Raw genomic sequence first — 26,808 nt, 5'->3', positions numbered from 1 at the left:
CATAAGGGAAGACCAATGACATCTCTATTTACCGCCGCAATTTTAGGCATTGTTGAAGGACTTACTGAATTTCTACCCGTTTCAAGCACCGGACACCTGATCATCACCGGACACCTACTCGGTTTTACCGGGGAAAAGGCCGCTTCTTTTGAAGTTGCCATTCAACTCGGCGCAATCCTGGCTGTGGTTGTTCTTTACTGGCCCCGCTTCTGGGGATTGCTTTTCCCGAACCCGAACCAGAGATTTTCCGGTATCCGCGGATTGTATCTTTTATTCCTGACCAGCCTTCCGGCATCAGTACTGGGACTGCTGGCCCATGACTTCATCAAACAACACCTCTTCAACCCCTACACCGTAGCATGGGCGCTAGGTATCGGGGCAATCATGATCTTGATAGTCGAGAAAAAAGATACCCATCCTAACTGCTACACCCTTGATGAAGTTACCCCGAAACTGGCCCTTGGCATCGGATGCTTTCAGTGTCTGGCACTCTGGCCCGGATTTTCCCGTTCCGCAGCAACTATCATGGGCGGCATGCTCCTTGGTGCGAAGCGTAAAATCGCTGCTGAATACTCTTTCATAGCCGCCGTGCCGATAATGTTTGCCGCAACCGGTTACGACATGCTTAAAAGTTATAAACTGTTCACCATTGCCGATATGCCTTTTCTGGCTGTCGGGTTCATTGTGTCTTTTCTCTCAGCCTGGGTGGCAGTGAAAGGATTTATATATCTGCTGGGCAAACTGACCCTGCGTCCGTTTGCGTATTATAGACTGGCCCTTGCTCCTCTGGTTCTTTTCTTCTGGTCCTAACGCCAAGTATTGTAGGTTCTTTCAAGCTTATCAAAAAAAATTTAAAAAAAGTTGATTTTTTACTTGCCAAGCGGGCGCAGACTGTATAGAAACACTCCTCGTTGGGCAGGAAGCTCAGCCCACAAAAACGTGGCGAGGTAGCTCAGTTGGTTAGAGCATGCGGCTCATATCCGCAGTGTCGGGGGTTCAATTCCCTTCCTCGCTACCACGATAGTCAAAAGGCTCTGCATATACTGCAGAGCCTTTTTCTTTTCTGCTCCACAAAATCTCGCATATAATTACTATACTGATTTTTTTGCATTTTTTACTTGCCAAGCAGGCGTAGACTGTATAAAAAATTTCTCGTTGGGCAGGAAGCCCAGCCCACGAAAAAGTGGCGAGGTAGCTCAGTTGGTTAGAGCATGCGGCTCATATCCGCAGTGTCGGGGGTTCAATTCCCTTCCTCGCTACCAAGATAGTCAGAAGGCTCTGCAGAATATGCAGAGCCTTTTTCTTTTATCTCCCAGTAAATTAAGCATATAATTATTATACTGATTTTTTTTACATTTTTTACTTGCCAAGTAGCCCAAGGTTGTATAAACACTGTCCTCGTTGGACAGGAAGTTCAACCCACAAAACGTGGCGAGGTAGCTCAGTTGGTTAGAGCATGCGGCTCATATCCGCAGTGTCGGGGGTTCAATTCCCTTCCTCGCTACCAAGATAATCATAAGGCCCTGCAAATTGCAGGGCCTTTTCTTTTGCCTTATACAAATCCCTGCCGAACTTCATTCTTCCTCCTTGTTTCTCTGAGGGAATCATTTGCAATGATAGCCCTTTCTGATATCACTTAAGATACCACAGACCCAAAACAGAGGTTCCGCAATTTGCTAAAAACAATATATCCAACAGTCCACTCCGAAATGCATACGAAAATTTTATTTTCAATAATCTTATGCGCTCTTATTATTGTCCCGGCTGTGCTTGGATTTCCCGGAAAGAGTTTTGCACAGACAAAACTCGATAAAGTCACCCTGCAACTTAAATGGTTTCACCAATTTCAATTCGCCGGATATTACGCCGCCCTTGAAAAAGGCTATTATGAAGATGAAGGGCTTGATGTAACCATAGTTGAAAGGGACTTACGGCATAACCCAATAGATCAGGTGCTGGAAAGGGATGCAGATTTCGGGGTCAGTAATTCAGAAGTGCTTCTGCATTATCTGAAAGGGAAAAAAGTAGTTTTGCTGGCCTCCATCTTTCAACACTCACCGCTTGTTTTTATTTCCAAGACACAACCCCTTCTCCATACCGCTCAGGGTCTCAAAGGCAAAACAGTTCTTATGAACACAGCTTCACAGGAAATTGAACTGAAAGTCATGCTAGAGAGCCATAATGTTTCTTTCGACGAGATTAATCTTATTGACCGCTTTGCCGTACCTGAAGACTACTTTGACCCGGAAATTGACGTCATTGCTGCATACAACACCAACCAGCCTTACTATCTGAAAAAAGAAAACGTATCCTATTCCATAATCTACCCTTACACCCACGGTGTTGACTTCTACGGCGACACACTTTTTACTTCACGCTATCAAATTCAAAAACATCCGGAACGGGTAAATAAATTTTTGCGGGCCAGTCTAAAAGGATGGCAATATGCTCTGGCTCATCCGGAAGAGATAATCGAAGTCATTATGGGAAAATTCGGGTCGTTAAAATCCAGAGAACACCTTAAGTATGAAGCAGAGACTATACAAACCCTGATTTTGCCCGAATTAGTACGCATCGGACACAGCAACCCTGCACGCTGGAAACAGATTAGTGAAGATTTCCAAAAACAAGGTCTGGTAGATAAAACCAGAGATCTAAAATCTTTCTTTTTTAACCCCACCGAAGGCAAGGTAACAATTAAGCAAGAAACAGCCTTAATTGCAGCGGTAATCTTTGGCACTGTAATGATTATCCTCCTTGCTTCACTTTTTGTAGCCGGTAAATTCAAAAATGAAATCAATACCCGCCGGGAAATTGAGGAAAAGCTCAAAAAGAGCGAAAAATATTATCGCAGCATTTTTGAAAACACCGGGACAGCCACTATCATTTACGATCTGGAGACCCATCTAATAAAAAAATGCAACGAACAATACGCTGAGCTTTGCGGAATTTCCCGGGAAGAAATTGAAAACAAGAAAAAATGGTCCGAGTTCATCACCGGTAAAGAATATGAAAGATTTGACGGATATACCAAAAGCAGATTCTTATCCGAATACAGCATTCCTAAATCATATGACTTTAAATTCAAATGCTCCACTGGTGAGATACGTAATGTTCATGCTAATTTTGAAATAATCGACGACAGCAAAGATTGTATCGCTTCGATCATCGACATGACCGAAAAAGTAAAAACACAGGAACTGCTGATCCAGACCGAGAAAATGGTCTCTGTGGGTGGTCTTGCTGCCGGAATGGCCCACGAGATCAATAATCCCTTAGCGGGTATCCTGCAGGCCGTGCAGAACATTTACCGCCGCATTTCAGCTGACGTCCCCGCCAGCGTCAAAGCTGCCGAAAAACACGGATGCACCTGTGAACAGATAAACGCTTTTCTCGATGACCGTGGCGTCATAAGAATGCTCGAAGGCATCCACTCATCAGGGGAGCGTGCGGCCAACATAGTGCGGACCATGCTCAATTTCACCCGCCGCAATGATGAAGGAATGAGCAGCTGCGACCTGAATCAGCTTTTTGATGACATAATAAACATCATCACCTGCGATTATGACCTGAAGAATAAGTACGACTTCAAGCACACGAAGATAATTAAGGAATATCAGGCAGATATTGACAAAATTAACTGCCTTCGTATCGAAATCGAACAAGTACTGCTCAACCTTGTAAAAAATGCAGCATACGCGACAAATGAAATAGCCGGATACAGAAATCCCACTATCATCTTGAGAACCAGGGCAGACGAAAAATTCGTTATCGCAGAAGTTGAGGACAACGGTCCGGGCATGACCCCGGAAGTAAGAAGAAGGGCTTTTGAACCATTTTTTACAACTAAATCACCGGGGGTAGGAACCGGACTTGGACTTTCAGTTTCATATTTTATAATAACCCAAAACCACGGTGGTGTTTTTGAAATAGACACCAAAATAGGAATTGGTTCAAAATTCACCATCAAAATACCCAGAGTATAGCTAAAACCATGACAAGAAAAATAACCCCCGTATTATTAGCACTGTTTTTGATGACCAGCGCGGCTTGCACCAGCAAACCGGTACTCTACCCTAATGCCCAATACAAGAAGGCAGGGGAAGCCAAAGTATCAAACGATATTGATTACTGCATGGCTTTTGCTGAAAAGAGTGTCGGCAAAGACTCCAGAGGGAAAACTTCGGTCAAAAGCGGTGTACAAGGCGGTCTGATCGGCGGAGCCATCGGTTTAGGAATTGGAATTGTAACCGGAAGCCCGGGGACTTCTGCAATGGCCGGAGCAGCCGGTGGCGCAGCAGGCGGTGCAGTTAGCGGAGCTGTTCAGGATGATTCCAACTCGCTGTATAAAAAATTTGTTGAACGCTGCCTGCGAGAGAAAGGATATGAGCCAATGGGCTGGAAATAATTACAGCTTCTAAAACCCCTCGTGGACAGGAATGTATTTTGATATTATCTTAAGATAAGTGCCGTCCTCTTTCATCTTTTTCAATTCTGCACTTACCTTTTCAAAGGCCTCAGGGCCTTTTTTTCTTGAAAATGCCAAGTAAGTATCAGACTGGGAATAGACCAGCGGCAAACCATCAATTGGATCTATCACTGCCTCAATTTTTCCCAGCAACTTGTTGTCGTTCAGGAAATTTAGAACCGGATAGTAATCCGCAAAGAAAAAATCAATTCTGCCTAAAAGCAGCTTCTTGGTATTGAGATCAAGATTGGGAACATCTTCAATTCTATTGAACCTATTTTGTTTTATGGCAGTATCCACTTTCTGACCATAATAAAACCCACGCCCGACACCTCCGACATACTTCTCTGCCCCTTCAAATTCAGGCGAGAAATATACATTTGTTCCAGACCTACGAACGGCAACAACCTTTTCTGTGATCAGCACTGTATCAGGATAACGCAAATATTTATTCCGCTCTTCATTGAACCCGGCATTGAAAACAGCATCCGCTTTCCCTTTTTTGACCATTGTCATGGCCCTTTTCCATGGAACAATAAGAACCTCTGTGGAATAACCTGCCCTCTTAGCAGCAAGTTCAACTATTTCAACTAGAAAACCGGTAGGTTTGCCATTATCCAAATAAGTTTGCGGTGGAGAGTCCAGAGTGACAAACAATAATTTATCAGCCAGCACCAGAGACGGTACAAGCATGAAAAAGAAAACGACTGGAATAAAAAAACGCAGCACTGAAAAGGTTACCTCCCAAAATTTAGGAAATTATACCATTATTCCTGCCTCTAAACAATCAGGCTCACAAAACATATATTTCAGGAGTTTTATCCCGATCGAAAATAAAATACAGTCATACAAAATTATTAATTTAGGTGTTAAGTTTATTGCTGTAATGCCGATCACTTTTGTAATGAGATACGAATATTAACCCAAAAATAAAGATCCTTTTATGCTGAGACTATTCGCCATACTTATCACTATTGTCATGCTTCCGGCGATGGCTTTTGCCTGGCCCGGAAAAATTGTTGCTGTTGAAGAAGCTACCTCATTTGTGGTGCTGAAAAATGGACAGACACCTGTGAAAGTCAATATTGCCGGAGTCGAGCCCTCCCCGGATCTTGATCCTGCCAAAGCCCGCATGGAAAGTAGCAACAATGTCCTTATGCGTGATGTGGAAGTTCGTGAACTCAGCAAAGCCGAAGATGGAACAATCATCGGAGACATAACTGTAAACGGGAAATCACTGGCCAAAGAGCTACTGGATGATGGGATTGTACAAAGCACCGCGCAGGCCGCTCCTGCAATAGACACTACCCCGGTAGAAATACCCAAAGAAATAACAGAACCGGAAACTATCACGGAGCAGGCCCCAATTCCCCCGACAGCGAATGCCGATGCTTCTGAAATAACGCAAGAACTTCTTCCTGAACCTCAGGCGCAAGTGCCGGACACTCAGGCTCCAGCCCGGAACAAAGCCCAGCAAACGACTTATGCCCAGCCGCAACCAGTGCGATATGTACAGGCCTATCAGCCGCCACAACAGCTGGGACTCTGGCCTGCACGCCCGGCCCCAGCTGTATCAACGCAGCAAATGCAGCAGACATTTTCATCTCCGCAAGAGACAAAATCTACCGGAGCTGACGTATCTTCACATGATTCCGTTTCTATGATGCAAAAACCCGGCGATACCGCCAAAAGAGATTACGATCTTGCAGTCAGCGTGCAAAAAAAGTCACGCCGCAACCGTCAGCCCACAGGATTCTTTACCCCAAAGCGCAAGTCCGAAACTTACGTTGGGGTTAAGTCCGGACTGCATGCAGTGATGCAGCCCAAAAGCAATGTTCCTTACGAGAGTTGGGGAATAAACGACGGAATAAGTGTCCGCCATTTTTTCCCCTCAGGGGTAGGTATCGGCGGGGATTTCAAGATGTCCATGAGCAACGGACGTTCAGGAACGTTCACAGTTGCGTCATCCAACTCTACAACGTCCACGAGCAACTCTACGACAACCAACTCAACATCCACTCCGTATGATTACAAAAAGGATTATTTTAATACCTATTCGCTCACCGCATCAATTCTTTACCGCTACTATACCGGTAAGAATCTGACCGCATACATAGGCGGTAGCGGCGGCTATGCTATTTACGACCATCCGAAAACTGAATTTGATCTTTCAGATGGTGCACCAATTGTCGGTGCTGAAACCGGGTTGCTGTATAGATTTGATTCCGGCTTCACCATAGGCGGTGAAGTAAACTATATGACCCCCATAGGCGCCAAAAAAGACGACCCGGACGGAACTCTGGGAACATCCTTCAATCTAGGATATACGTTTAATTAAGTGGACGAAAAGATCGGTCATCAAAGCCCTTAACTTGCAAGAAGTTAAGGGCTTTTTTTATTTCCTTATTGACTTATCAAATCTCAGCTTGTATCACTCTTTGAAAATACGTAACACAAAGAGACTATTCATTTTAACAGTCAGCTCATGGAATAATATGCAGCTTAAACATAGAATCTTTATATTTAGCACTTTGTTCATGATTACCCTCTTTGCAACGCAGGCATTTGCCCACCGGGTTAGTCTATTTGCATATGTAGAGGGCGAAACTGTCTTCACCGAAAGCTATTTCAGCAAAAAAAGGAAAGTTCATCAGGGCGCGTTGGAAATATTCAGTACGGTCAGTGGCGAACTGCTTCTTAAAGGAACAACAGACGATAAAGGTTTGTTCAACTTTCCCATTCCGGAAGCAACAAAAGCTGAACGAAGCGGACTTCTTATCAACCTTTATGCCTCAGAAGGACACCGTGCAGTCTGGACTCTGACAGCGGATGAAATTTTCCCGGACATATCTGAACCCGATTCACAGACACAGACTCAACCTGTTTCTTCCCCTGCTCCGAAAGTAGAACTGACACAGCCTACCGAACCTGGCTCGGATCTGGCTGAATTAACCGCACAAGTAAAAACGCTGACAGACAAAGTAGAAACTCTGAAGAGGCTGATAATCAGCCAGCAAGAGAAAGGTCCCGGCGTTAATGAAATATTTTCGGGGATCGGATACATCCTCGGCTTATTTGGTGTTGCAGCCTTCTTCCTTTCCCGGAAAAAGTAAATTTCAAAACCTTCATATGGAGTGACCTCATGCGTAAACTATTTATTACTGCTTTAGCCTCAACTCTGTTCTTCATGTTCTGCGGTTCAGCATTCGCTCATTTTGGAATGTTGATACCCCAGAAATCAATCATCACACCGGAGAAAAAAAGCACAGAGCTTAAACTCTCTTTTTCGCATCCATTTGAAGGTCAGGGAATGAACCTAGTTAAACCAAAAAAATTCAGCGTTTTCTATGAAGGTAAAGAAACCGACCTTATTCCCTCTTTGAAAGAAGCCAAAGTCATGAACCACGATTCTTTCAAGATTGAATACAAATTCAAACGCCCCGGCATGTACACCTTTTATATGGAACCGGTCGCTTATCCTGAACCAGCTGAAGACAATTACATCATCCATTACACCAAAACCGTTGTCTCCGCTTTCAATGAAGGGGAAGACTGGAATAAGCCCCTTGGTGTAAAGACTGAAATCGTTCCCCTGACCCGCCCTTGGGGTAACTACGCCGGTAACGTGTTTCAAGGCGTTGTTCTTCTCGACGGCAAGCCCGCTCCTTTCACCAGAGTCGAAGTTGAACTTTATAACAAGGACAGCAAATATAAAGCTCCCTACGAATGTATGGTTACTCAGGAAGTTCTCTGCGATGAAAACGGCGTATTCACCTTCGCCTGCCCGAAAGCCGGTTGGTGGGGATTCGCTGCTTTGAATGACGCAGATTATAAAATTGAAGGCAAAGACGTTGAGTTGGGAGCCGTTCTCTGGATTGAAATGCTTCCCTATAAAAACAATTAAAACAGCCACTGCTTATATTTTCAATATCAAAGGCCGAAAGCAATGAGCTTTCGGCCTTTACTTTTATCATTAAGATAATTATGACAATGGAATTATATACAATTGTAGCTATCCAACTTACTGTGATTTAAATAAATATGAACAAATGGAGCCTGAATGCTAAACCCTCAAGTTTTGATTGTCGATGACAGCAAAACGATCCGTTCTGTTATCAGTTCGGAATTGAAGAAGCATTCAATTGATGTGACTGAAGCCGTAAATGGTCTTCAAGGGCTCGATCTTACGCGCACCAACCACTACGACCTTGTAATCACAGACATCATCATGCCGGGCATGGACGGTTACCAACTCTGTACTGAAATCAAGAACAATCCGGAAACCCAGTCCACACCGGTAATTATCCTCTCCAGCAATGAAAAACATGAACAGATCGAAAAAGGATTTGAAGTTGGCGCGGCGGCCTATGTAACCAAGAATAAGGCCCGCAAAGACCTGCTGCCTTACATAAAAGAAATTTTGAACCGTGCTAAGCTGCTCAGGGACAAGCTGGTGCTGGTTGTTGATGATTCCAAATACATCCTTTCTGTTGTGGAATCAGGCCTTACTTCTGCCGGTTTCAAGGTAATCACAGCCTCGAATGGACGTGAAGCATTTGAAATCGTCAGCGAGGTTGCCCCCCACCTGATTCTTTCCGACATCAATATGCCAATTATGGACGGCATTACATTATGCGAAAGAATTCAGGGTCATCCCGGTCTGTCGCACATTCCCTTTGTCATCATGAGCTCCGGCGCGGACCGCAGAACCATGCGCGAACTGCTACACAAAGGTGCTTCCGCATTTCTGGTCAAACCGTTCAACATTGACCAGCTGGTAATCACAGCTGAGAAACTGCTCAGCGACCATTTCCAGATAATCCTGCAACAGCGTGAACTTTTCAAAAAAGAACGCACCCTGCTCATGGCCAGTATCACCAGCCTGATTCAGGCACTTGAAGCAAGAGATTCGTACACCAAAGGTCATTCCGACACGGTATCACGCCTATCGGTAAAAATTGCGCAGAAACTCGGATTTGGTGAATTCGACCGTGAGCGCATCGCATTCGCGGCAAGGCTTCATGATCTGGGTAAAATTGGAATTCGCGACGAAATACTCCTGAAGAACGGGCCTCTTGAGGATCACGAATTTGCCAAAATCAAGGAACACCCCGTTCTGGGCGCAGATATCTTAACTCCCATCCCGAGTATGGAAGACATCATTCCGGCTGTGCTTCATCACCACGAAAGGATGAATGGGAAAGGTTATCCGCATGGTCTTATAGGCAACGAAATCCCACTCTGGGCGCGTATAATCTCAACTGCGGATGTTTACGATGCCCTGACAACAGACCGTCCGTACAAAAAAGCATTTACTCACCGCCATACAATGGAATTCATCAAAACCATTTCGCCGGATGAGTTGTGTCCGGAATGCGTCAGGGCTTTTCAGGCTGTAATGCTGGAAAGCTGCACACAGCTGCATTAGAAATGCTAGGCAGGCTGTAATTTATCCAAGCCGGAAACTTCCCAGGCTTTATCTTTACCCACTTCTTCACCATTTTCTAAAATCAAAGCCTGCACGTCATCTGCAACGTCCGCACTCTCTTCAACACCCATTTTAAAAATAAGTTTCTGATTGGTGTCGTAGATGTAAGCGGCTTCTTCATAAATATAAAACTTAAAAGGATTCTGCATAGTTCCTCCATTAAATTATTGATCGTCAACACCCGGCTTTTACCACTTTGCGCAATGACAAGAAAGGGGTATCATTATAAGAAATCAAATTAATTGAAACAAAATCCAATGCCGCACAAGGGAGACACAATGAAAACAAATCACAGCTGGAGAATTATCATCCCCGCAATCCTTGCCATGATCCAGATCAGCTCCACCTCTTTTGCGGACAGCACCACCTACAAATGCAATCAAGGTCCGGGCTGCATCGACGAGCGGGTTAATTTCGGAACGGCTAAAATCAAATGTACAGACGTGAACGGAGATGTTCTTTCCGATTGGGTCTGTGAATATGAACTGGAATACAGCTGCCGTAACGAATTGACCGGAGAAATCCGCAAAGGCGGTTTCGACCCTCTCGCCTCATCACTTTGCTCAAAACTTTGTGGACCGTGCAAAAAAGGCTGGAAATAATTAAAATACCTCAACTTGGCTCTTGCCAACGGTACGGCAATGTAATAGATAGTGTCTCTTCACCTAAAGGGTATTAGTATCTTTTTACTTACACACCCTTGCATCATCTTCCTGCGTACATATTGTATAGGTAGGAAGCAGTTCTTTGAAAATGGGGGCGCATTGGTTTCGACGGGGGTGAATGAAACCAAGGTTGCAGGTCGTGGCGCCGCTGGCCACGTAAAAAGCGGCACAATCATAATTGCAAACGACAATTACGATTACGCAATGGCAGCTTAATTAAGCTGACCATGTCATAGCTTTGATGTCTGATATTAGCTTTGACAACAACCCCATCAGGCTGGCTATCTCTGCGTTGCACGTCCGTAGAGAGGCGAGAACCCAGCACGCGCTGGCTCATATGTTGCCTGTTCAGGGGCGTTCATTTGAGCGAGAAACAATACTTGAACTAAACCTGTAGACATCTTGGCGGAGCATTCTCGGACGGGAGTTCGACTCTCCCCGCCTCCACCATTTCATTGATTTCATACTGTCCCATACAGTTTCACAAAGAACGCTAAACCCTTGTTATTCATACGAATAGCAAGGGTTTTTTCGTTTCCTCTACGTTCGTTATAGTTCGCTTAACCCCGTTGACATCCGTGGTTCTGTGTGAGTACGGATGAGCTTACTCACTACCTGCAAGGTTGCCGTACTCACAAAACACATGGAGGTCTCATGGCTTTAACTGTGAAGCAAATCCAAGCAGCAAAACCCAAAGAGAAGCTTTATCGAATAACGGACTCAAATGGCTTATGTCTGGAGATAAGACCCACCGGATCAAAACTGTGGAGATTCCGATACAGGTTTAACGGCAAAGGGAAAATGATAGGACTTGGCTCCTACCCTGCTACAAGCCTGAAGGACGCCAGAGATAAACGTGACGAGCAACGGAAGATCCTCGAGCGTGATATTGATCCATCAGAATATAGAAAAGATCAACAGGCCGCAGTAAGCGGGGAAAACGAATTTGAATCAATCGCCCGCGAATGGCACACCAAATTCAAAAACACTTGGACCACAGGACACGCCCAAACAGTTATTAGACGTCTTGAACTGAACTGTTTCCCTTGGATCGGCAAAATGGTTGTCAGTGAGATTGAACCGCCGGATATCTTAAAAGTCCTCAGAAGAATTGAAAGCCGGGGTGCGCTCGAAACAGCCCACCGTGTACGCAGCATTCTCGGTCAGGTTTTACGTTATGCCGTAGCGACCGGCCGCGCTACTCGCGACGCCACTTCAGATCTTAAAGGTGCTCTTCCGCCAGTGAAGCACAAGCACATGGCGACAATAACCGATCCTAAACAAATCGGCCCCCTTCTCAACAGTATTGATGAATATGAAGGCAGACACATAACCAAGTGCGCTTTGCAACTGGCTCCGTTAGTTTTCGTCCGCCCCGGAGAACTGAGACATGGTCTGTGGAGTGAGATTGACCTCGAAGCTGCTGAATGGCGAATCCCTGCGGGCAAAATGAAGGCTCGCCGTCCACACATAGTGCCGCTATCCCGGCAAGCCTTAGAAATTTTATATGAACTAAAACCGCTGACCAGTGATGGTGAGTTTTTATTTCCAAGTGTACGCAGCAAGCTAACGCCCATGAGTGAAAACACTGTCAACGGAGCGTTGCGCCGCCTTGGCTACACCAAAGAAGAACTCACAGGACACGGATTCCGCTCCATGGCGTCAACAAACCTCAATGAAAATGGTTGGAAGCCAGACGTGATTGAAAGACAGCTTGCTCACGTTGAAGGCAACAGCGTGCGTGCAGCTTATAACCATGCCGATTATCTCCCGGAACGGCGTAAGATGATGCAATGGTGGGCTGATTATTTAGATGCTTTGAAGAACGAGGAGGAGATACCCAGCATTTAAGGAGATCAACTATGATAGTTAAATTGACACGCACAGCATTGAGAATGACGGCTTTAACTTTTATAATCTTTGAAGTAATGATTCTCTTAGGTCAGCTTTTTACTCTTTCCATGCTTGACGCTATATATATCGATATCAGCACGACAGCACAGGTAGCAATAATTATATTTAGTATGCTTCTATTTTATTACTCATGCAAGTACACGCATACTACATACGAAAAAGCATGGCTACATAGAACATTAGAACAGGTTATTGAAGGAAGATTGCTTGAACGAAAAAGCATCATTAATGCTCAAAAGATTGAGTCAGAAGAAAAAATAGCAACACAACTTCATGAAAAAGGTTTAACAACAGACGAATATATTAATGCCTTAGAGCAGCATGTCGAATCATTAAGAGCCGAGCTTGAAGAAGCACATGAAACAATAAGTAAAAACAATTGGAAAAAGTGGTTTAGTCCTGCGTGTAAAGCTATGGCTGATACGATTAGAGAGAATACTACAAATAGGGCTGACTGTGTCATAGTCAAACAAAAAGACTTCTATGCTCGTGTAATTTCTCACTACCCTGACTATAAAAATCTCAAGGGTAAACCATTTGGATCAGCTTTATCTGAAGCATGGAGTTGTATGCCCAAAGGGGTAAAACTCGACGACTGACAGCATAATACGGATAAAAATTCCAATTTAAATCCAAATCGAGGAATTATTCCTCGCAAAAAAGACCTAACTTTATAGTACGTTATAAAATAATATTTATTTTTTAACCCTTTTGCCCCTTCAACCCGTCTAGAAAACAAATCCGATTCTTGTAGGCTTTCCTCAAACGTCAAAAAACGGAGGAAAGCTTATGAGAACCGAATCAAACCAGACTTCATACCACCTGCCTAATACGGGCTTTGTGAGACTTGTAGATGTCCTGAAGGTCATCCCGGTATCTAAAACAACTTGGTGGAAAGGTATTCAGACCGGCAGATTCCCGAAGCCGGTCAAACTCACTGAACGCACAACAGCATGGCGTGTTTGTGATATTCGCAGACTGATTGAAGAACTCCCAAATCAGAGCGAAGCCTAACATGTCTAATATGGCGTCCATGGCTTTTAAGGGGAGTAACCTGCTCCCCTCGCCAACCTCTTTTCCGCAAGGAGTTCTCCCGGCCAGTGTTGAGGACTCTCTATCCGTAGCAGCTTCAGCTTTTACGGTTCCTTTTGCTGTCCCAGCCGTAACCTTTCTTGCTGTGATCGGCGCAGCCGTCGGAAGAACCAGAGGCCTTGAAGTTAAACCAAGCTGGATCACGCACCCGAATCTCTATTGGGGACTGGTGGCGCGGTCGGGCATGGGTAAAAGTCCGTGCTCAAATGCCATATTAAAACCAATTCATGCGCAAGAGAATGCTGCATTTAAAGAGCATAAGCGAGAGTTAGAAGCATACGAGCTGGAATTAAGGGAATGGCAAAGCTCTTTTGCTCGCGCTCAACGCAAAAACGACACACTTCCAGACAAACCCATCTATCCTACTTGGGAACAGATTTACGTTGAGGACAGTACCACGCAAGCCGTTGGTTCAATTCTGTCCAATAATCCCCGTGGCATTCTCTGGTACCGTTATGAACTTTCCGGCCTGCTGGCCGATCTAGGCCGCTATGACAATAAAGGCAGTGACGGAGGCGACAAAGCCCGTCTGCTTTCTGCATACGATTGTGGTGCATGGAAAGTATCTCGCAGCACTAAAGATGCCCTTCATATACCGCACGCCTGTGTTTCTATTTTCGGGACAGTCCAGCCGGATCTGCTTCCGTCACTCTTCAAGCATAAGGATACTGTTTCCGGCTTTCTGCCCCGCTTCCTTTTCATTCGTTGTGAGCAAGAAGCTCCGCCCCTATGGACATCAGAAAGTTTTGATGGAGACCCGGCTGAGCATATCCATGGATTCATTCATCAGGCATTAGACTTGAATTTTGGTCCGGAGAACTCCCCTGAAATAATAAAGCTATCCGATGCGGCCAAACACAAAGTCAAAGACTGGTACGACAATCAGGTTCTGTCTCACTGGTATCAACCGGAGCTTGAACAATTCGAATCTCTTGCACCCAAATTACGTGGCGCATTCTTCAAAATCTGCCTGATTATTCACATGTTGGACTGCTGGAGCACTGGCAAATCTGAGATGAGCCCTGTTCATCATGAATCAATTCAGCGAACCATTGTTTTGATGGAATGGCTTCAGGAACAGCAAAGACAAGTCTGGACCTTACTTTCTGCCGGAAACAAATTTCAGGAAGCTTCAGCCATTGAACGGAGAGTTGCGCAAGCAATTGTTGCCCTTTCCAAAGAACTAGATCAGGCCCTGCTTCCCACCTCACGTATTGTTGAATTCCTTAATCATGAATTGCCAGAATCATTTCACATCAAGCCGGATGCAGTTGGCAAAACATACAAAAAATTAGGCATCGAAACCGGACGTAACAGCAAGGAACGTGGCGCCAAACTGACCCCGGAAATCATCGAAACGCTTTCAAGATACTTCCCAGTAGAAAAAGGTGTCATAGGCGTCACAGATGTCACTGGGAACAATAAAAGTTTAGAATTTCAGGGTGATAACCAAGTGACATCTAAGGTGACACCTATTTTTCAGGTGTCATCAGGTGTCACTACTAAAAATGGTTATGAAAACAAGGACCTACAACAGGAATGACGGCTATGACACCTATGACACGTATTTTAGGGTTCAGTACTTATTTGGGTCCAAGGGCTCTCACATTTCTTCATGGAGTTGAACCTGCGACCCAATTTCGAGCCAGCAAGATAGACCAAGATTCGTACATAGTAATGTGCTGTAGCTGTCCAAGCCAGTTTACCCAATGTTGCACATCGGGAACTGGCGAGGGAGATTCTCTCCCTTCGATCCCACGTAAGATTAAGAGCCGTGCAAGCACTCCACTCTCTGCGAGGTTTAGACTCCATGAAGAATAATGAAGAGAAACGCACCGAGTTCGTGAACACACGTGTCACTCCATCGGAAAAGACAATACTCAAGCTTCAGGCTGAAGCCGAAGACATGAGTATAGGCGATTATGTGCGCGAGAAACTGAATCGCCCACGAGTCAGAAAAACAAAAGCAGAAAGACAAAAAGTCATCCACTTGGCCCGCATCGGCAACAACATGAATCAAATAGCTCGTTGGGCAAATACTTATAAGAAAAATGCTGAAGCTGCACAGGTGGTTCTAGCTCTCCTCGAAATAAAGGAGCAGCTCAAATGCTTATGAAAGTGTTTCGGCACGGAGTCGGACGCGGGGCGAAGGTCGTTGAATATGTGACAGGTAAGAAGGACCCCAAGAGAAAGGAAAATCCACCTGAAGTACTGCGCGGAGATCCTGATTCAATCTCATACCTCATCGATACCACTACCCGCAAATGGCGATACACTTCCGGCGTTCTCTCATGGGCTCCGGAGGACAAGGTCACGCCTGAAGACGAAAGAAAGCTCATGGACAGCTTTGAATCATACGCTTTTGCAGGACTTGAAGCGGATCAATATTCAATCCTTTGGGTTCGCCACAGCCATGCTGGCCATCATGAAATGCATTTTGTGATTCCGCGCACAGAACTACGAACAGATAAAGCTCTCAATCCCTGCCCACCGGGATGGGAGAAGCAATATAATCCGTGGTGTGAACTTCACAACCGTCGTCACAACTGGGCACGCCCTGATAAAATGAAACGCGCAAGGTTGGTCAGTCCGGGCAGCTCGATACAGAGCTATAAATCCGGCAATGCCTCAGAGGTAAGGCGGACCGTAACTGAAACGATTGTTCAAGGAGTGGAAGCCGGTCTTATTCATAACCGGCAAGACATCGTCAGGACTCTTGAGGAATTCGGCTTTGGTGTACCGCGCCAAGGCAAAGAATACATAACTATTGAACTACCAGAAAACGACAACAGCACTGTTTCCCAGAAACGGAAAAACCGCCGTATCAGGCTAAAAGGAGTACTTTATGCAAGATCATGGACAGCCGAGCAATTCAAACAACGCGCTGAGCTTAGCCGAGAAAATGAAGGAGCAGATGGAAGAGCAAGTGCAAAGCTCCAAGCTGATAATTCAAGAAGGATTACAGAGCTTGAGAAAAGCGTTTCTAAAATCCGCCAAACACGAACTGAGTACCATCGAAACCGCTATAAAAACAGAGACCGCAGAACTCTCGAAAATTCAACAAACCTTAATCCGCGACATGCACCGATCCTTGAAGATCCCAGTCGCAGTATCATTAGCGGTGACAATCGTTTGCTGTCTGGTCCTAATGGGCGGGACTCTGTTCTGGATAGATCTTCAGGGAACAACCCTAGCAGAACTTTCCCAGAAGATAGAACACCAGAGGACAATAGAGAAAAAGCTCGTCAGCTGGGGAGTAACGCCCCTTCTGGACAACAACCGCAGGTTCATAGTTCTGCCAGCCGGAACAAGCCTGAAGCAAAATTGGCAATCAGGAAACCGTCCCGCCATTTTACTCAAGGATTAAGCCATGAACGAATTACAGAAGAGCTTATCGGACGCGCTGAACCGAATCGAAGAGGAGCAAGCACGCCGTCTGGACGAACAAGATCAGAAGATAGCCATGCTGGAAACGGAAGTACAAGGTTGCCGGGACTTGCAGAGCGAATTGGAACGAGTTTTGAACGAATTGGAAAGATTAGCTCAGCTCTAGTCCAAAAGATTATGAACCCCAGAAGCCGCAAAAAGACTTTAAAAGCAGGAATTAATAAACTATTGAGCAGGTAAAGGAGTCAGCAAATGAATCATTACGAAGGGAATATAGAAGATGCGCTCAGCAAACACGACATTGAAGCCGTATGGGAATGGTTGGAGCATGGCGGCAATCCCCGCCATATCACTGAATACGGAGACTCACTGCTCCATATCGCAGCGTTAAATGATAACACCGACGCCACAAAGCTGCTGCTTGATGTCGGCGTAGACCCTAATACCCGTAACGCCGAAGATCTCACCCCCATATGCTACGCGAGCAAGGCTGAAACAATCATCATGCTGCATGAATATGGCGCATCCTTAACCGTAGAAGATGGCAATTACGGCCCTCCCCTACACCGTGCGGCCTGCGGTCTATCTGTGGAAGCAGTAACGACCATGGTCGCTCTCGGTGCTGATATTTATGCTGAACCTTCAGACGGAGGATTACCGGCAATATATAACTGCTTTCTTTCGGATAACTGCAAAGCCATGTTGCTGGCGTTCATCTCAATGGGCTTCAGTGTAAACGGCATAGAGGGACATCCCCTGCTTCACTATGCTTACGGGAGTGAGAGACTTGAAGCGGTCAAGCTACTTCTGAAACTTGGTGCTGATCCAACTCTCAAAGACGAGAACGGTAGAGACTTTGAAGCCTTTAAGGAAATGGTAAAGGAGCGACGGAAAGCAACTAACAGTCAGTCCGTCGAAGCGGGACAAAAAGTTAATCCTTTACTTGAGAAATTGGAAAAGCAATTGGTTGAAACCGCGCGACTAAAGGAAGAGCTTAATAATTAGGTCAAAAGAGCTCTCGATCAGAAAGTTGACTACAATGTATACAATGTCTACATTGTCTAAAAGGAGTTAACTATGAGCACAGTTACCGCACGAGTTTCAGATGAAACCGCATCAAAACTTGATGCCCTTGCCAAAGCGACAAATCGCAGCAAGTCCTTTCTTGTTGCAAGCGCGCTGGAGCGTTTTCTTGAAGAACAGGCATGGCAGATTGCCCAGACGGTTGAAAGCCTTGAACAGGCCGATAGAGGCGAATTCGCTACAGCATCCGAAGTGGAAGAAGCTTTCGGAAAGTGGGGATTAGAGGTTGAAGCTGACTAGAATCAATTGGACAAAGAACGCAATCAGAGATCTTAATTCTATCCGCCGTTATCTAGCAGAGCAAGCTGACGAAGAAGTCATGGAGTCCGAAGCAAAACGTATATGGGACGGCTGCCAGCGATTGAAACAGTTCCCAGAAAGTGGCCGTCCCGGTCGAGTTCCCATGACGCGAGAAGTTGTCATCTCACCTTACATCATCCCCTACCGTATTCAGGGTGATGCTGTGGATATTCTTAATATATTCCATTCATCTCAGAAGATTTGATAATCGGATTTAGCATAACTTGTACTGATTCGTTTTGCACATATAACAGTCAAAAAGAGAAAAATATTATGAACGTAAAAATAAATTGGAATAAAACGTTAGACATTCATAATCATCTTATTTTGTTTTGTATTCCTATTCTTTTTGCTGAATTTGGGCTCAGGTCAAATAGTATTTTTGTAACTCAAACACTTACAGAAATCCTAGGTATCAATTCAGTTTTTTTATTTTGGATAGTAGCATATAGCTCACATGCATTTTTAGCATCTAGCACTGAACTATTACAAACTGTAGGCCTAGAAAAACAGTTCAGCTACAACAACAAATTTATAAGCTCATTTTACTCTTTAGCATTAAGTTCATGTACCTTAGCAACAAGTTTTATTTGCTATACAGCAATTAAAATCCTTATTAAGTATGGCATTTCTGTTGAGTTTGTTTCAGCAATAAGAGCTGTATTGTTTTTCTTTGTTTTGTGGGCAATCTGTCTTTTAGCAAAACAACATTCTGTACAAGAAGAACAACCAGTAGGTTTCAAAACTCTTAGTTATTTAATGGGACTTTCAAGTAATTTCTGGGTAGTGAAAATTATACGCTCATTACTATTGATCATTATTGCCCTTACTTTAGTTCTATTCCTGTGCATATATATACCAACCCCATAAGACCGGAAAAAGGTGGTACAAGTTCTACCCATCACTCAACCGATAACTAGTACTCCGCCCGCCTCCGGGGTTCTGCACCAGTATTCCGCGCTCCTTGAGATCCTTGATGTCTCGCAGGGCTGTATCCGTGGAGCATTTTGCCAGCTTGGCGTATTTGGATGAGTTCATGTAACCCTTGAAATTTTCATCGAGCATGCGTTCAAGTACGGACCGTTGGCGGTCATGGATCGGCGACTGTTGGGAGATCCGTTCCCAGAGGCTGGCTTTATGAAGTACATGACTTAACGTGGATTCGGCATTGATCAGGGCTTCTTTCAGGCAATCCAGAAACCATTCCAGCCATTTGGTGATTTCAGGTGTGCCGCGCTGCTGCCTTTCAAGATGGGAATAGTAATCCTTGCGCTTCAGCTCAATTTGCGTGGACATGCTGTAATACCGTTCCACCGCCCCATCAGCGCGGGCCAAGGCCATATCCGCGATTGTACGCGCAATACGTCCGTTGCCGTCTTCAAAGGGGTGGATGGTAACAAACCACAGGTGAGCTATTCCGGCACGCAGAACCGGATCAGTATCATCTTCGCTCTCGAACCATTCCAAAAATTTTACCATCTCATCTTCAAGGCGATCCGCATGCGGTGCTTCAAAGTGGACTTTCTCGCGTCCCATAGGCCCGGAGATAACTTGCATGGCTCCTACTTCCACAGGCCGCCAGTCTGCAACGGTAATCCGCTTGATGCCGCTGCGTCCCATTGGAAAAAGTGCCCCGTGCCAGTCACAGAGCCGATCTTTGGTCAGAGGCTCCGCATATCGTTGCGTAGCGTCGAGCATCATTTCAACTATGCCGTCCACATCACGCCCCGCCGGTTTCAGCCCGGCAATGTCGATTCCCAGACGCTGGGCAATAGAGGACCGTACCTCCTCTGGGTTAAGGAGTTCCCCTTCTATGGCTGATGAATGAACTATGTCATTTGTGAGAGTCTTCAGGCCCGCCTCATTTCTCAGATCAAAGCCCAGATTCCCAATCTTACCCAGCAGCACGCCCTGTCGATGGCGGACGTCTGCCAGTTTGGAAATGAGCTTTTCAGCGTTCCATGAAAAGTTCGGCCAGTCTTGATGTTCGTGTATCCACATTGCTTTTGCCCTTGTTTGCGGGGAATAAGGTGGTCATTCGCCGCAGGTTTTGCGGTGATTGTAGGGGGTATTTGGGGCAAAGGCAAGACATGAGAGCCGAACAACTTTTTATTTATTACAAGAATTAGCTTTTATACCGTTTAAGATCACGATCAAAAGACAATGCCCAGGGATAATTTTTATCTATTGAATCGTAATTGTGTATTACAACTTCACCTGTCATATTATCTTGATACAATCTTCCAAGATTAACGACAAAAGTAGATTGAGCACATATAAACAAATGCGTGCGTTTAACATTTTCTTTTTTATTCAAAACGCTAATTATGTGAGAAATTTTTTTTGCGATCTCAATTTGATTACTTTCAACTGGAAGAGCATCGTACTTTTTATCAACATTATCTAGTTCTAGAAAAAGAGTATGGCCTCGCAAAGATTCAGGTAATTCATTTTCAAGAACTTGGTTTGTAAAAGAAATTGCAACTCCGATATCTCCATTTGAATTGGCTCTAACATTTTCCAAAGCAGAATTATTGCAATATTCATTAAACACTACATTTAATTTCTTATAACTACCAATTTCATCCAACGGATGCCATCGGTCAATACTTCTATTATGCTCTAAAAAAAACAAAGGAAGGTGTCCATTTCTGAACAAAGTGCCAATTGCATACAAAGAAGGGATAGACCCCAGTGCTGCCACATACCCTTTAGATGCTTCGCTATGAGAAACTCGTTCACTTATTGTTTTAGCCCAAAACTGATACTCATCAAGAACATTTTGTGGAATATAACTATTAACTTTATGAACAAGACGATCTAATCCAATCCTATCTTCGGGCAAAAGAGCATATTCTGGAGGTGAATCATTTTGACTTTTCATCCCTACGAAAAAAAACAATGCCGCAACACTATTATTTACTGTGCGCAAATACAGTCCTGCCCTAATGATAAAGAGCAAGCTACCAGTCAACAATAACATTATTCCCAAGAAAGACTCGCCCCAAACTGAACTTTGTTTAATATCAAGAACTGAAGAAAAGCTTGCACTGACATAAGCAATATGAATTTCATTACTAGCTACTAAAAAAGTCATTCCTGCAAAGAAAAAGAATGCTCCAATTTGCATTAATATATCTTTTTTTAAAAAATTCTTTAGTACAACATAAATATTATTCCAATTACTCATAAGTTTATTCCTCGATAGGTATATATAGATACAGATTCAATCCCAATAATAGAAAATACATAGACAGGAGGGTAGTCCCCCCATTCTTAGGGGGCCTGAAAAGTAGAGGCTATGCAGCCATTCTCAGTTTTTGCATCGGGGTGATGCCGCCAATGCCCATATTGGGGCGTTCGTTGTTATATGTCCAGAGCCATTTGGTCGCGTAATCCTGCACTTCTTGGATGCTCTCAAACATGTAATGACTCAGCCAGTCATACCGCACGGTCCGATTGAAGCGTTCAACGTACGCATTCTGTTGCGGTTTGCCCGGTTGGATATATTCGAGTCGTATATCTTCTTTCTCAGCCCATAACAGTAGCCTGTTGCTGATATATTCAGGCCCGTTGTCGCATCTTATTGCTTCGGGTTTGCCACGCCATTCGATAATCTGGTCCAGCGTTCGAACAACACGATCCGCAGGCAATGACAGATCGACTTCGATGCTCAAGCCTTCACGATTAAAATCATCGATTACGTTCAACAAACGAAAACTGCGCCCATCTTCAAGTTGGTCATGCATAAAATCCATGGACCAAATTTGATTGGCAGCTTCAGGCTGGGATAAAGGTTCTGGTTTTTCACGCACAAGCCGTTTCTTAGGCTTAATGCGCATGTTCAGCTCAAGTTCTCGGTAAATCCGGTAAACGCGCTTATGATTCCAAGAAAAGCCTTGCACGTTGCGCAGATACAGGAAGCACAATCCAAAACCCCAGTTGCGCTGGTTGTGCGTCAACCGGACCAGCCAGTCGGCAATAAGTTCATTTTCAGAGGAGAGCTTCGGTTCGTATCTGTAACAAGTTTGGCTGATGCTAAAAGCTTCGCACGCCTGACGGATATTGACCTTCTCTTCCTTCACGGCTGCCTTTGCCATCTTGCGCCGACAAGACGGCTTTACCACTTTTTTTCGAGAGCTTCCTTGACGATTTCCGCTTTCAATCGTTCTTCGGCATACATTTTTTTAAGCTGGCGGTTCTCACGTTCCAGTTCTTTCATCCGGGCCATTAAAGATGCGTCCATACCGCCATACTTGGAACGCCACTTGTAAAACGTGGCACTGCTCATTCCGTGTTCACGGCAAAGCTCGGCAACGGGAACACCGTTTTCGGCCTGCTTTAAAATACTCAAAATTTGACTGTCGCTGTAGCGTGACTTTTTCATCTGAATCTCCTCGGTCTTCTTTACGAGAAAATTCTACTTTTCAGAACAATTAATTTTCGGGGGGATTACCGGAGAATGTCTATTACGACTTACGCACTTACCCCAATCAGTTAAATCCATTTGGGACGGAGAAGGTTGCTTTTCAGGATGTGTATGCCAAGTCCCTAAATAAAAACTTTTGCCATCTGACTCTTTATGTATGCGATTTAAAATTTTCTGATGGGACCTATCTTGCAAGACAAAACCAAACCGCTTACGTTTATCTTTCTTCTTAGGCGGAGTGCATAATTCCAAAATCACTTTTTTTGATTTAGGATAATATCCACCAACAATGATACCGCACGCCTCGCTATCCTTAGTATTGTACTGGATATGTTGACTCCAAACATCCCAAACATCACTGCTTACTACTATTTTTAGGCCTAGATTATCATAAATATTAACTTTCAATTTTCTTGCCCGTACAGATTCCACATTCCGTGTTGGAAATTGCTTTCCAGTCTCCATTTTCTTTGAATCTGTAAAAACGGTGAGTAAGCTCGATATCATTCTCTTTAGCAAGCCGATCATCTCCCTTCCATGATGCGTATACTGAACTATTTATTTCATTATATAAAAAACGAAGCGCAAGACGCGTCGCTAGACTAGCAGTTTCTCTAGCATCAAGACTTGAAAAAGGCATATATTCTGAACCACACCCAGCGTAGTTTTTTAAGATATGCTGTCCCGATTTTATAAAAGCAATACATGGCGTGAGGCTTTTTTGCCCTGATGTATTATCAAAAAAAAGACAATCTAAACATCCACCGCTTCTCGGACAAACAAAAGCAGCGTGGCCGCCAACACCAAGACCTTCAACCCAACAAGAAACGAATGGTTTTCCCCAATCCTCTTCTTCCATCCTCTGGTTGAAGTATCGTTCATGAGTAATATTACCAGTGGCTATAATAATTAAATCAACATCTTCTAAGTCAGCACCTTTCAGATCCAATAACAATTTTTCTTTGTTTTGGACTTTCACGTATGGGTATTTATTTTCAAGCCACTGAGCTAAGGACTTAGCCTTAGGTTGAAATAAATATTCGGAGGGTAAAACATGCCGGTATATATTTTCAAAAGACAAACGATCATTGTCCACCAACAAAAGGCGTCCTATCCCTGACGAAGCAAGCATATCCGCTATATAACCACCAACACTTCCGCAACCAACCACACACACTTTACAACCCAAAAGGCCAGTATCGCCCCCTCCTCGTGGGACGATGCTAATTTGTGATATTGGCTTCACACTTATAGCTTTAAACTCCCAGCCAGTTAACACGCCTATTCGTATGGGAATTTGCCTTTTTTTAGACGAATAGCACTCAAGCCCAAACCAAACATTTTCATCATCAATGACAGTACAGCAAAGTATATAGACTCTTTTAGCTGTGAATTCCAAAAGGAGTTCGAGCTCAGATAGAAAGCCGCTTTCACATGCACTTAATTGATTAGCCCACCATATGGATAAATCCTCATTATGAACAGGAGGAGCAATAACTGAAGGCAAATTCAGCAAAACACATTTAGTCCCACGGCTAAGCGGGACCTTATTTAACAGCTGGCCTAAGTAATAATTTGAATTAAATAAATCTTGCTTTGGCTCAAAAGCAAATATTTCTTTTTTTACATTAGATTTCGCATCAGTAGATTTTATCGATAATTTTGAACAAACTTTTGGACACTGAGCGTAGCAATAGACAGACATATTGTGAGTATTATGAAATCTCCATACACCAGCAAATTCTCTTTTTAATTCAGACTGATTATATTCTTCATCAGTCAAAGCATTTCTCACAACCCTCAAAGCCTTAGATAACGATTTTTCCAAAACAAGATTAAAATTACCGAAATCGTAACTAAATGCTTCATCTTCTCCAATACAGATGGGGCCATCCCCTCCTTCATAAAGACCGATATGTGCTAAAGCTCCATATTTGTGCCTATCTAATAAAAAAAAGGAAGGAAGCTCTAGTCTTCCTTCCTCTGGCAATTTTACCTTAATGACAACACAGAACTCACTAAATGTTGTTTTAACAAGAATTAATCTGTTATTTTTAAGGCTAGCATCATAACCGCACGCAATTAGATAATCACAGTATAATTGTGCATTATGCTCCACTAGAAACACCTACTACCCCTGCTTCTTTTGCTTTATGGCGTTCGCCATCAGGATCACTATTATCTTCGGGAAAATCATCTCCAAAAACTTTCCGCAATTTCTCACATTGGTCAGAGATGGATTCCATCTCACTTACTTCTTTTAAATCTGACAATAATTTTTTCAACTTATTTCTAAACGAAGTACCAACAGTTTTTCCATGCTTGGTAAAAATATCTTCATTTGGCTTTACAGGTAAATCAACTTGAAGATCATATTTACCCTCTCCAAGATCGGTAAAGAAATAAGCACTATCAATAATTTCTTCTACAGTATTTATCAAAGCCTTGTGATCATCAGCTTTACCTTCGTCAGATATTTCGGGACTAAAAACAGTTTTAAACATAACTGTTAAGCCAATAGAATAAATCTTCTTACGTTCTGTATCGTTCGTATAAGTATGATCTCGCCATCTTTTTATATACCGTGCAACCCTTCTGAATTGTGTATGTTCTTCATCTGTTAAGGTTTCTACTAAAGTTTCACGTTTCTTAATCCAATCAACAAGCCCCTTGGGATCAGCTTCTTCCCACCCCTTGCTCTCATCTGAAGAATTTTCATTCCCCATAGCAATAAAATAATCATCAAACGCATCAACTTTGTACACAGGGAAATCGATATGGAAGTTTTGGCCTTTATAGTCAGCTGTAACACATGGTCTTTTTATTCTAGGCTCCTTAAATCCATGTGCATCTAAAACATCTCTTACAATCTTCTTGGGCTCAACTGGGTCTTCAGGTGCATTATTATCATCTTCAATGGCAATTGCCCTATCAATATCATAATCTCCATCAAGAGGCTTAACCCCTATATCTACAAATTGGGCCAATGATCCTTGAATAAAATTCCTTTTTACAGTGTACCCTTCCTTTTTGAAAGCAGCTTCAACTTTGCCTGTGACAAGGTCATCCTTCTCCCTTACAGTTTTATATTCATCACTTTGCCGAGTAAGCTTAATCGCATCCAGAAACCCTATATATTTAGACTGTAAAGACATAACAACCTCCCGTATTTAGGCTAAACATTGAACAAAAGGATTATTATTTTATTATTAAGAGCGACGCAAGTATTTATTAATAAAAAGATCAAAAACAGATTTTGACATATACTTTATACGAAAAGTCTATTTCACCAAATGAAAAACATTTTCTACCACACCACGAGTACCCACACGAGTACACCAATCTCACACAAGTAAAAAATCAAACAATCACGCCACTATACACCCTCAATTCGATGTCCCCCGCCATCCACCACCCGATTGAAATAATTGGACATTTTCAAAGAAAAAAGGCTCATGGCATATCCACACCAGTTTGGTACACCCACTGGTGCATTATAGGATATATCATGAGCCTTTTTTTCTGTCTTCAGGGCAACACTTATCATTACCGCAAAGCAATCCCCTCAATACTTCGTCCTTATCTCGGTAAATTGGAAATCAAACAGACTTTAAGGACGGGCAACAAGCTCGAAGACAAACGTAAGACTTCTTTATATAACGAAAAAATCAACAAAACGATCCTAGCAGCGAGAAAAGTTATAGGTAAGTCATCCTCATCAAAATCGGAAAAAAGAAATTGTTAGCGGATACTTTTATTTCATTCTGCGTACTTATGACTTACATTTAGAAGAAGACTATGAAGATTATCATGTTTACGCGCAGCAGAAAAAATATGCGGTGAAGATGCAGAACCATACGAAATGACGAACGAGCGAATAAAGAACAGAGTAGTTTTGAACTAGCATTGTCCGACCATAGAGAAAAAAATTACTCTCGAGTTAAATTCACCGCCAAATGTAGTTCTAAATTCTTTGCGCAAG

The 26,808-nt window shown here is 43.6% G+C and carries 27 protein-coding genes, 3 tRNA genes and 1 other RNA gene; 23 read left to right on the top strand and 8 right to left on the bottom strand.

The genetic code is table 11. The features are described 5' to 3' along the window. Nucleotides 1-15: 15 nt before the first annotated feature. The 6 genes from ACNI29_RS17025 to ACNI29_RS17000 all read left to right on the top strand — a co-directional run bounded on the left by ACNI29_RS17025 (nucleotide 16) and on the right by ACNI29_RS17000 (nucleotide 4,408). On the top strand, nucleotides 16-810 hold the full coding sequence (locus ACNI29_RS17025) for an undecaprenyl-diphosphate phosphatase (protein ID WP_419779561.1): 795 nt from the start codon (nucleotides 16-18) through the stop codon (nucleotides 808-810). Between the two features lie 131 nt (nucleotides 811-941). Beyond that, nucleotides 942-1,018: transfer RNA gene (locus ACNI29_RS17020), tRNA-Met, on the top strand. A gap of 167 nt (nucleotides 1,019-1,185) precedes the next feature. Continuing rightward, nucleotides 1,186-1,262 (top strand) — tRNA-Met (locus ACNI29_RS17015). Between the two features lie 168 nt (nucleotides 1,263-1,430). Continuing rightward, nucleotides 1,431-1,507: transfer RNA gene (locus ACNI29_RS17010), tRNA-Met, on the top strand. Between the two features lie 202 nt (nucleotides 1,508-1,709). After that, on the top strand, nucleotides 1,710-3,986 hold the full coding sequence (locus ACNI29_RS17005; protein WP_419779560.1) for an ABC transporter substrate-binding protein: 2,277 nt from the start codon (nucleotides 1,710-1,712) through the stop codon (nucleotides 3,984-3,986). 8 nt (nucleotides 3,987-3,994) lie between these two features. After that, nucleotides 3,995-4,408: a hypothetical protein gene (locus tag ACNI29_RS17000; protein WP_419779559.1), complete on the top strand. Its 414-nt coding sequence runs from the start codon at nucleotides 3,995-3,997 to the stop codon at nucleotides 4,406-4,408. A 9-nt stretch (nucleotides 4,409-4,417) separates the two neighbouring features. Here the strand turns inward: ACNI29_RS17000 and ACNI29_RS16995 are convergent, their stop codons facing one another. Beyond that, nucleotides 4,418-5,197, bottom strand: a complete 780-nt coding sequence (locus ACNI29_RS16995) for a substrate-binding periplasmic protein (protein ID WP_419779558.1) — start codon at nucleotides 5,195-5,197, stop codon at nucleotides 4,418-4,420. Nucleotides 5,198-5,411: 214 nt separating this feature from the next. Between ACNI29_RS16995 and ACNI29_RS16990 the strand changes: the two genes are divergently transcribed. The 4 genes from ACNI29_RS16990 to ACNI29_RS16975 all read left to right on the top strand — a co-directional run bounded on the left by ACNI29_RS16990 (nucleotide 5,412) and on the right by ACNI29_RS16975 (nucleotide 9,896). Continuing rightward, on the top strand, nucleotides 5,412-6,806 hold the full coding sequence (locus ACNI29_RS16990) for a porin family protein (RefSeq protein ID WP_419779557.1): 1,395 nt from the start codon (nucleotides 5,412-5,414) through the stop codon (nucleotides 6,804-6,806). A gap of 34 nt (nucleotides 6,807-6,840) precedes the next feature. After that, a complete protein-coding gene (locus ACNI29_RS16985; protein WP_419779556.1) occupies nucleotides 6,841-7,581 on the top strand; it encodes an HI_1622 family ECF transport-associated protein in 741 nt (246 codons plus the stop codon). 29 nt (nucleotides 7,582-7,610) lie between these two features. Next, a complete protein-coding gene (locus tag ACNI29_RS16980; protein WP_419779555.1) occupies nucleotides 7,611-8,372 on the top strand; it encodes a DUF4198 domain-containing protein in 762 nt (253 codons plus the stop codon). A gap of 156 nt (nucleotides 8,373-8,528) precedes the next feature. After that, nucleotides 8,529-9,896, top strand: a complete 1,368-nt coding sequence (locus ACNI29_RS16975; RefSeq protein WP_419779554.1) for a response regulator — start codon at nucleotides 8,529-8,531, stop codon at nucleotides 9,894-9,896. Between the two features lie 5 nt (nucleotides 9,897-9,901). Here the strand turns inward: ACNI29_RS16975 and ACNI29_RS16970 are convergent, their stop codons facing one another. Next, a complete protein-coding gene (locus tag ACNI29_RS16970) occupies nucleotides 9,902-10,105 on the bottom strand; it encodes a hypothetical protein (RefSeq protein ID WP_419779553.1) in 204 nt (67 codons plus the stop codon). Nucleotides 10,106-10,234: 129 nt separating this feature from the next. Here ACNI29_RS16970 and ACNI29_RS16965 point away from each other — a divergent pair, with 129 nt between their 5' ends. From ACNI29_RS16965 to ACNI29_RS16910, 12 genes are all read left to right on the top strand, one after another. Beyond that, complete coding sequence (locus tag ACNI29_RS16965) at nucleotides 10,235-10,558, top strand: hypothetical protein (protein WP_419779552.1); 324 nt, start codon at nucleotides 10,235-10,237, stop codon at nucleotides 10,556-10,558. Between the two features lie 153 nt (nucleotides 10,559-10,711). Beyond that, nucleotides 10,712-11,071: a transfer-messenger RNA gene (ssrA, locus tag ACNI29_RS16960) on the top strand. Between the two features lie 204 nt (nucleotides 11,072-11,275). After that, complete coding sequence (locus ACNI29_RS16955) at nucleotides 11,276-12,472, top strand: tyrosine-type recombinase/integrase (protein WP_419779551.1); 1,197 nt, start codon at nucleotides 11,276-11,278, stop codon at nucleotides 12,470-12,472. An 11-nt stretch (nucleotides 12,473-12,483) separates the two neighbouring features. After that, nucleotides 12,484-13,134, top strand: a complete 651-nt coding sequence (locus ACNI29_RS16950; RefSeq protein WP_419779550.1) for a hypothetical protein — start codon at nucleotides 12,484-12,486, stop codon at nucleotides 13,132-13,134. A 190-nt stretch (nucleotides 13,135-13,324) separates the two neighbouring features. Further along, nucleotides 13,325-13,549, top strand: a complete 225-nt coding sequence (locus ACNI29_RS16945; protein ID WP_320169817.1) for a helix-turn-helix transcriptional regulator — start codon at nucleotides 13,325-13,327, stop codon at nucleotides 13,547-13,549. 1 nt (nucleotide 13,550) lies between these two features. Continuing rightward, nucleotides 13,551-15,170: a DUF3987 domain-containing protein gene (locus ACNI29_RS16940; protein WP_419779549.1), complete on the top strand. Its 1,620-nt coding sequence runs from the start codon at nucleotides 13,551-13,553 to the stop codon at nucleotides 15,168-15,170. Nucleotides 15,171-15,437: 267 nt separating this feature from the next. After that, nucleotides 15,438-15,743 (top strand): plasmid mobilization protein, encoded by a 306-nt coding sequence (locus ACNI29_RS16935; RefSeq protein ID WP_419779548.1) that lies wholly within the window; start codon nucleotides 15,438-15,440, stop codon nucleotides 15,741-15,743. Beyond that, nucleotides 15,734-17,254 carry a relaxase/mobilization nuclease domain-containing protein gene (locus tag ACNI29_RS16930; protein WP_419779547.1) on the top strand — a complete coding sequence of 507 codons (1,521 nt, stop codon included), beginning with the start codon at nucleotides 15,734-15,736 and terminating at the stop codon, nucleotides 17,252-17,254. Before ACNI29_RS16935 ends, ACNI29_RS16930 begins: the two co-directional genes overlap by 10 nt. Before the next feature lie 12 nt (nucleotides 17,255-17,266). Continuing rightward, entirely contained in the window at nucleotides 17,267-18,019 is a 753-nt protein-coding gene (locus ACNI29_RS16925) for an ankyrin repeat domain-containing protein (RefSeq protein ID WP_419779546.1), read from the top strand. A gap of 72 nt (nucleotides 18,020-18,091) precedes the next feature. Then, nucleotides 18,092-18,337 carry a CopG family ribbon-helix-helix protein gene (locus tag ACNI29_RS16920; RefSeq protein WP_319760068.1) on the top strand — a complete coding sequence of 82 codons (246 nt, stop codon included), beginning with the start codon at nucleotides 18,092-18,094 and terminating at the stop codon, nucleotides 18,335-18,337. Further along, the gene (locus tag ACNI29_RS16915; RefSeq protein WP_320169822.1) at nucleotides 18,324-18,602 is read left to right on the top strand and encodes a type II toxin-antitoxin system RelE/ParE family toxin; all 279 of its coding nucleotides are present in this window, start codon (nucleotides 18,324-18,326) and stop codon (nucleotides 18,600-18,602) included. The genes ACNI29_RS16920 and ACNI29_RS16915 overlap by 14 nt, the downstream gene beginning before the upstream one ends. A gap of 68 nt (nucleotides 18,603-18,670) precedes the next feature. After that, nucleotides 18,671-19,267 carry a hypothetical protein gene (locus tag ACNI29_RS16910; RefSeq protein WP_419779545.1) on the top strand — a complete coding sequence of 199 codons (597 nt, stop codon included), beginning with the start codon at nucleotides 18,671-18,673 and terminating at the stop codon, nucleotides 19,265-19,267. A 24-nt stretch (nucleotides 19,268-19,291) separates the two neighbouring features. On the opposite strand, the gene ACNI29_RS16905 is transcribed toward ACNI29_RS16910, so the two are convergent. The 6 genes from ACNI29_RS16905 to ACNI29_RS16880 all read right to left on the bottom strand — a co-directional run bounded on the left by ACNI29_RS16905 (nucleotide 19,292) and on the right by ACNI29_RS16880 (nucleotide 25,981). Then, nucleotides 19,292-20,398: a Fic family protein gene (locus tag ACNI29_RS16905; protein ID WP_419779544.1), complete on the bottom strand. Its 1,107-nt coding sequence runs from the start codon at nucleotides 20,396-20,398 to the stop codon at nucleotides 19,292-19,294. A gap of 124 nt (nucleotides 20,399-20,522) precedes the next feature. After that, a complete protein-coding gene (locus ACNI29_RS16900; RefSeq protein WP_419779543.1) occupies nucleotides 20,523-21,587 on the bottom strand; it encodes an SAVED domain-containing protein in 1,065 nt (354 codons plus the stop codon). A 109-nt stretch (nucleotides 21,588-21,696) separates the two neighbouring features. Further along, a protein-coding gene (locus ACNI29_RS16895; protein WP_419778819.1) for an IS3 family transposase occupies nucleotides 21,697-22,784 on the bottom strand; the annotation gives its coding sequence in 2 pieces (ribosomal slippage) (nucleotides 21,697-22,532 and nucleotides 22,532-22,784; 1,089 coding nt in all). A 33-nt stretch (nucleotides 22,785-22,817) separates the two neighbouring features. Continuing rightward, nucleotides 22,818-23,234 (bottom strand): Mov34/MPN/PAD-1 family protein, encoded by a 417-nt coding sequence (locus tag ACNI29_RS16890; protein WP_419779542.1) that lies wholly within the window; start codon nucleotides 23,232-23,234, stop codon nucleotides 22,818-22,820. Next, nucleotides 23,224-24,945, bottom strand: coding sequence for a HesA/MoeB/ThiF family protein (locus tag ACNI29_RS16885; protein WP_419779541.1), 1,722 nt, complete (start codon nucleotides 24,943-24,945; stop codon nucleotides 23,224-23,226). Before ACNI29_RS16885 ends, ACNI29_RS16890 begins: the two co-directional genes overlap by 11 nt. After that, the gene (locus tag ACNI29_RS16880; protein WP_419779540.1) at nucleotides 24,935-25,981 is read right to left on the bottom strand and encodes a nucleotidyltransferase domain-containing protein; all 1,047 of its coding nucleotides are present in this window, start codon (nucleotides 25,979-25,981) and stop codon (nucleotides 24,935-24,937) included. Before ACNI29_RS16880 ends, ACNI29_RS16885 begins: the two co-directional genes overlap by 11 nt. A 239-nt stretch (nucleotides 25,982-26,220) precedes the next feature. Here ACNI29_RS16880 and ACNI29_RS16875 point away from each other — a divergent pair, with 239 nt between their 5' ends. Continuing rightward, nucleotides 26,221-26,571 (top strand): DUF6538 domain-containing protein, encoded by a 351-nt coding sequence (locus ACNI29_RS16875; RefSeq protein WP_419779539.1) that lies wholly within the window; start codon nucleotides 26,221-26,223, stop codon nucleotides 26,569-26,571. Nucleotides 26,572-26,808: the final 237 nt, after the last annotated feature.

This window comes from Maridesulfovibrio spiralis (SeqCode) (assembly GCF_048571135.1).
Taxonomy (GTDB): domain Bacteria; phylum Desulfobacterota; class Desulfovibrionia; order Desulfovibrionales; family Desulfovibrionaceae; genus Maridesulfovibrio; species Maridesulfovibrio spiralis.
Note: the sequence above shows the minus strand (reverse complement) of the source record. Positions and strands in the feature narration are given on the sequence as shown.

Bases quoted from the DNA above. Each gene is read 5' to 3' on its own strand.
- ACNI29_RS16905 (WP_419779544.1), bottom strand. From the start codon at position 20,398: ATGTGGATACACGAACATCAAGACTGGCCGAACTTTTCATGGAACGCT.
- ACNI29_RS16950 (WP_419779550.1), top strand. From the start codon at position 12,484: ATGATAGTTAAATTGACACGCACAGCATTGAGAATGACGGCTTTAACT.
- ACNI29_RS16955 (WP_419779551.1), top strand. From the start codon at position 11,276: ATGGCTTTAACTGTGAAGCAAATCCAAGCAGCAAAACCCAAAGAGAAG.
- ACNI29_RS16880 (WP_419779540.1), bottom strand. From the start codon at position 25,981: ATGTCTTTACAGTCTAAATATATAGGGTTTCTGGATGCGATTAAGCTT.
- ACNI29_RS16875 (WP_419779539.1), top strand. From the start codon at position 26,221: ATGTCCCCCGCCATCCACCACCCGATTGAAATAATTGGACATTTTCAA.
- ACNI29_RS17005 (WP_419779560.1), top strand. From the start codon at position 1,710: ATGCATACGAAAATTTTATTTTCAATAATCTTATGCGCTCTTATTATT.
- ACNI29_RS16965 (WP_419779552.1), top strand. From the start codon at position 10,235: ATGAAAACAAATCACAGCTGGAGAATTATCATCCCCGCAATCCTTGCC.
- ACNI29_RS16920 (WP_319760068.1), top strand. From the start codon at position 18,092: ATGAGCACAGTTACCGCACGAGTTTCAGATGAAACCGCATCAAAACTT.
- ACNI29_RS16900 (WP_419779543.1), bottom strand. From the start codon at position 21,587: ATGAGTAATTGGAATAATATTTATGTTGTACTAAAGAATTTTTTAAAA.
- ACNI29_RS16990 (WP_419779557.1), top strand. From the start codon at position 5,412: ATGCTGAGACTATTCGCCATACTTATCACTATTGTCATGCTTCCGGCG.
- ACNI29_RS16970 (WP_419779553.1), bottom strand. From the start codon at position 10,105: ATGCAGAATCCTTTTAAGTTTTATATTTATGAAGAAGCCGCTTACATC.
- ACNI29_RS16940 (WP_419779549.1), top strand. From the start codon at position 13,551: ATGTCTAATATGGCGTCCATGGCTTTTAAGGGGAGTAACCTGCTCCCC.
- ACNI29_RS16930 (WP_419779547.1), top strand. From the start codon at position 15,734: ATGCTTATGAAAGTGTTTCGGCACGGAGTCGGACGCGGGGCGAAGGTC.
- ACNI29_RS17000 (WP_419779559.1), top strand. From the start codon at position 3,995: ATGACAAGAAAAATAACCCCCGTATTATTAGCACTGTTTTTGATGACC.
- ACNI29_RS16925 (WP_419779546.1), top strand. From the start codon at position 17,267: ATGAATCATTACGAAGGGAATATAGAAGATGCGCTCAGCAAACACGAC.
- ACNI29_RS16945 (WP_320169817.1), top strand. From the start codon at position 13,325: ATGAGAACCGAATCAAACCAGACTTCATACCACCTGCCTAATACGGGC.
- ACNI29_RS16910 (WP_419779545.1), top strand. From the start codon at position 18,671: ATGAACGTAAAAATAAATTGGAATAAAACGTTAGACATTCATAATCAT.
- ACNI29_RS16975 (WP_419779554.1), top strand. From the start codon at position 8,529: ATGCTAAACCCTCAAGTTTTGATTGTCGATGACAGCAAAACGATCCGT.
- ACNI29_RS17025 (WP_419779561.1), top strand. From the start codon at position 16: ATGACATCTCTATTTACCGCCGCAATTTTAGGCATTGTTGAAGGACTT.
- ACNI29_RS16935 (WP_419779548.1), top strand. From the start codon at position 15,438: ATGAAGAATAATGAAGAGAAACGCACCGAGTTCGTGAACACACGTGTC.
- ACNI29_RS16980 (WP_419779555.1), top strand. From the start codon at position 7,611: ATGCGTAAACTATTTATTACTGCTTTAGCCTCAACTCTGTTCTTCATG.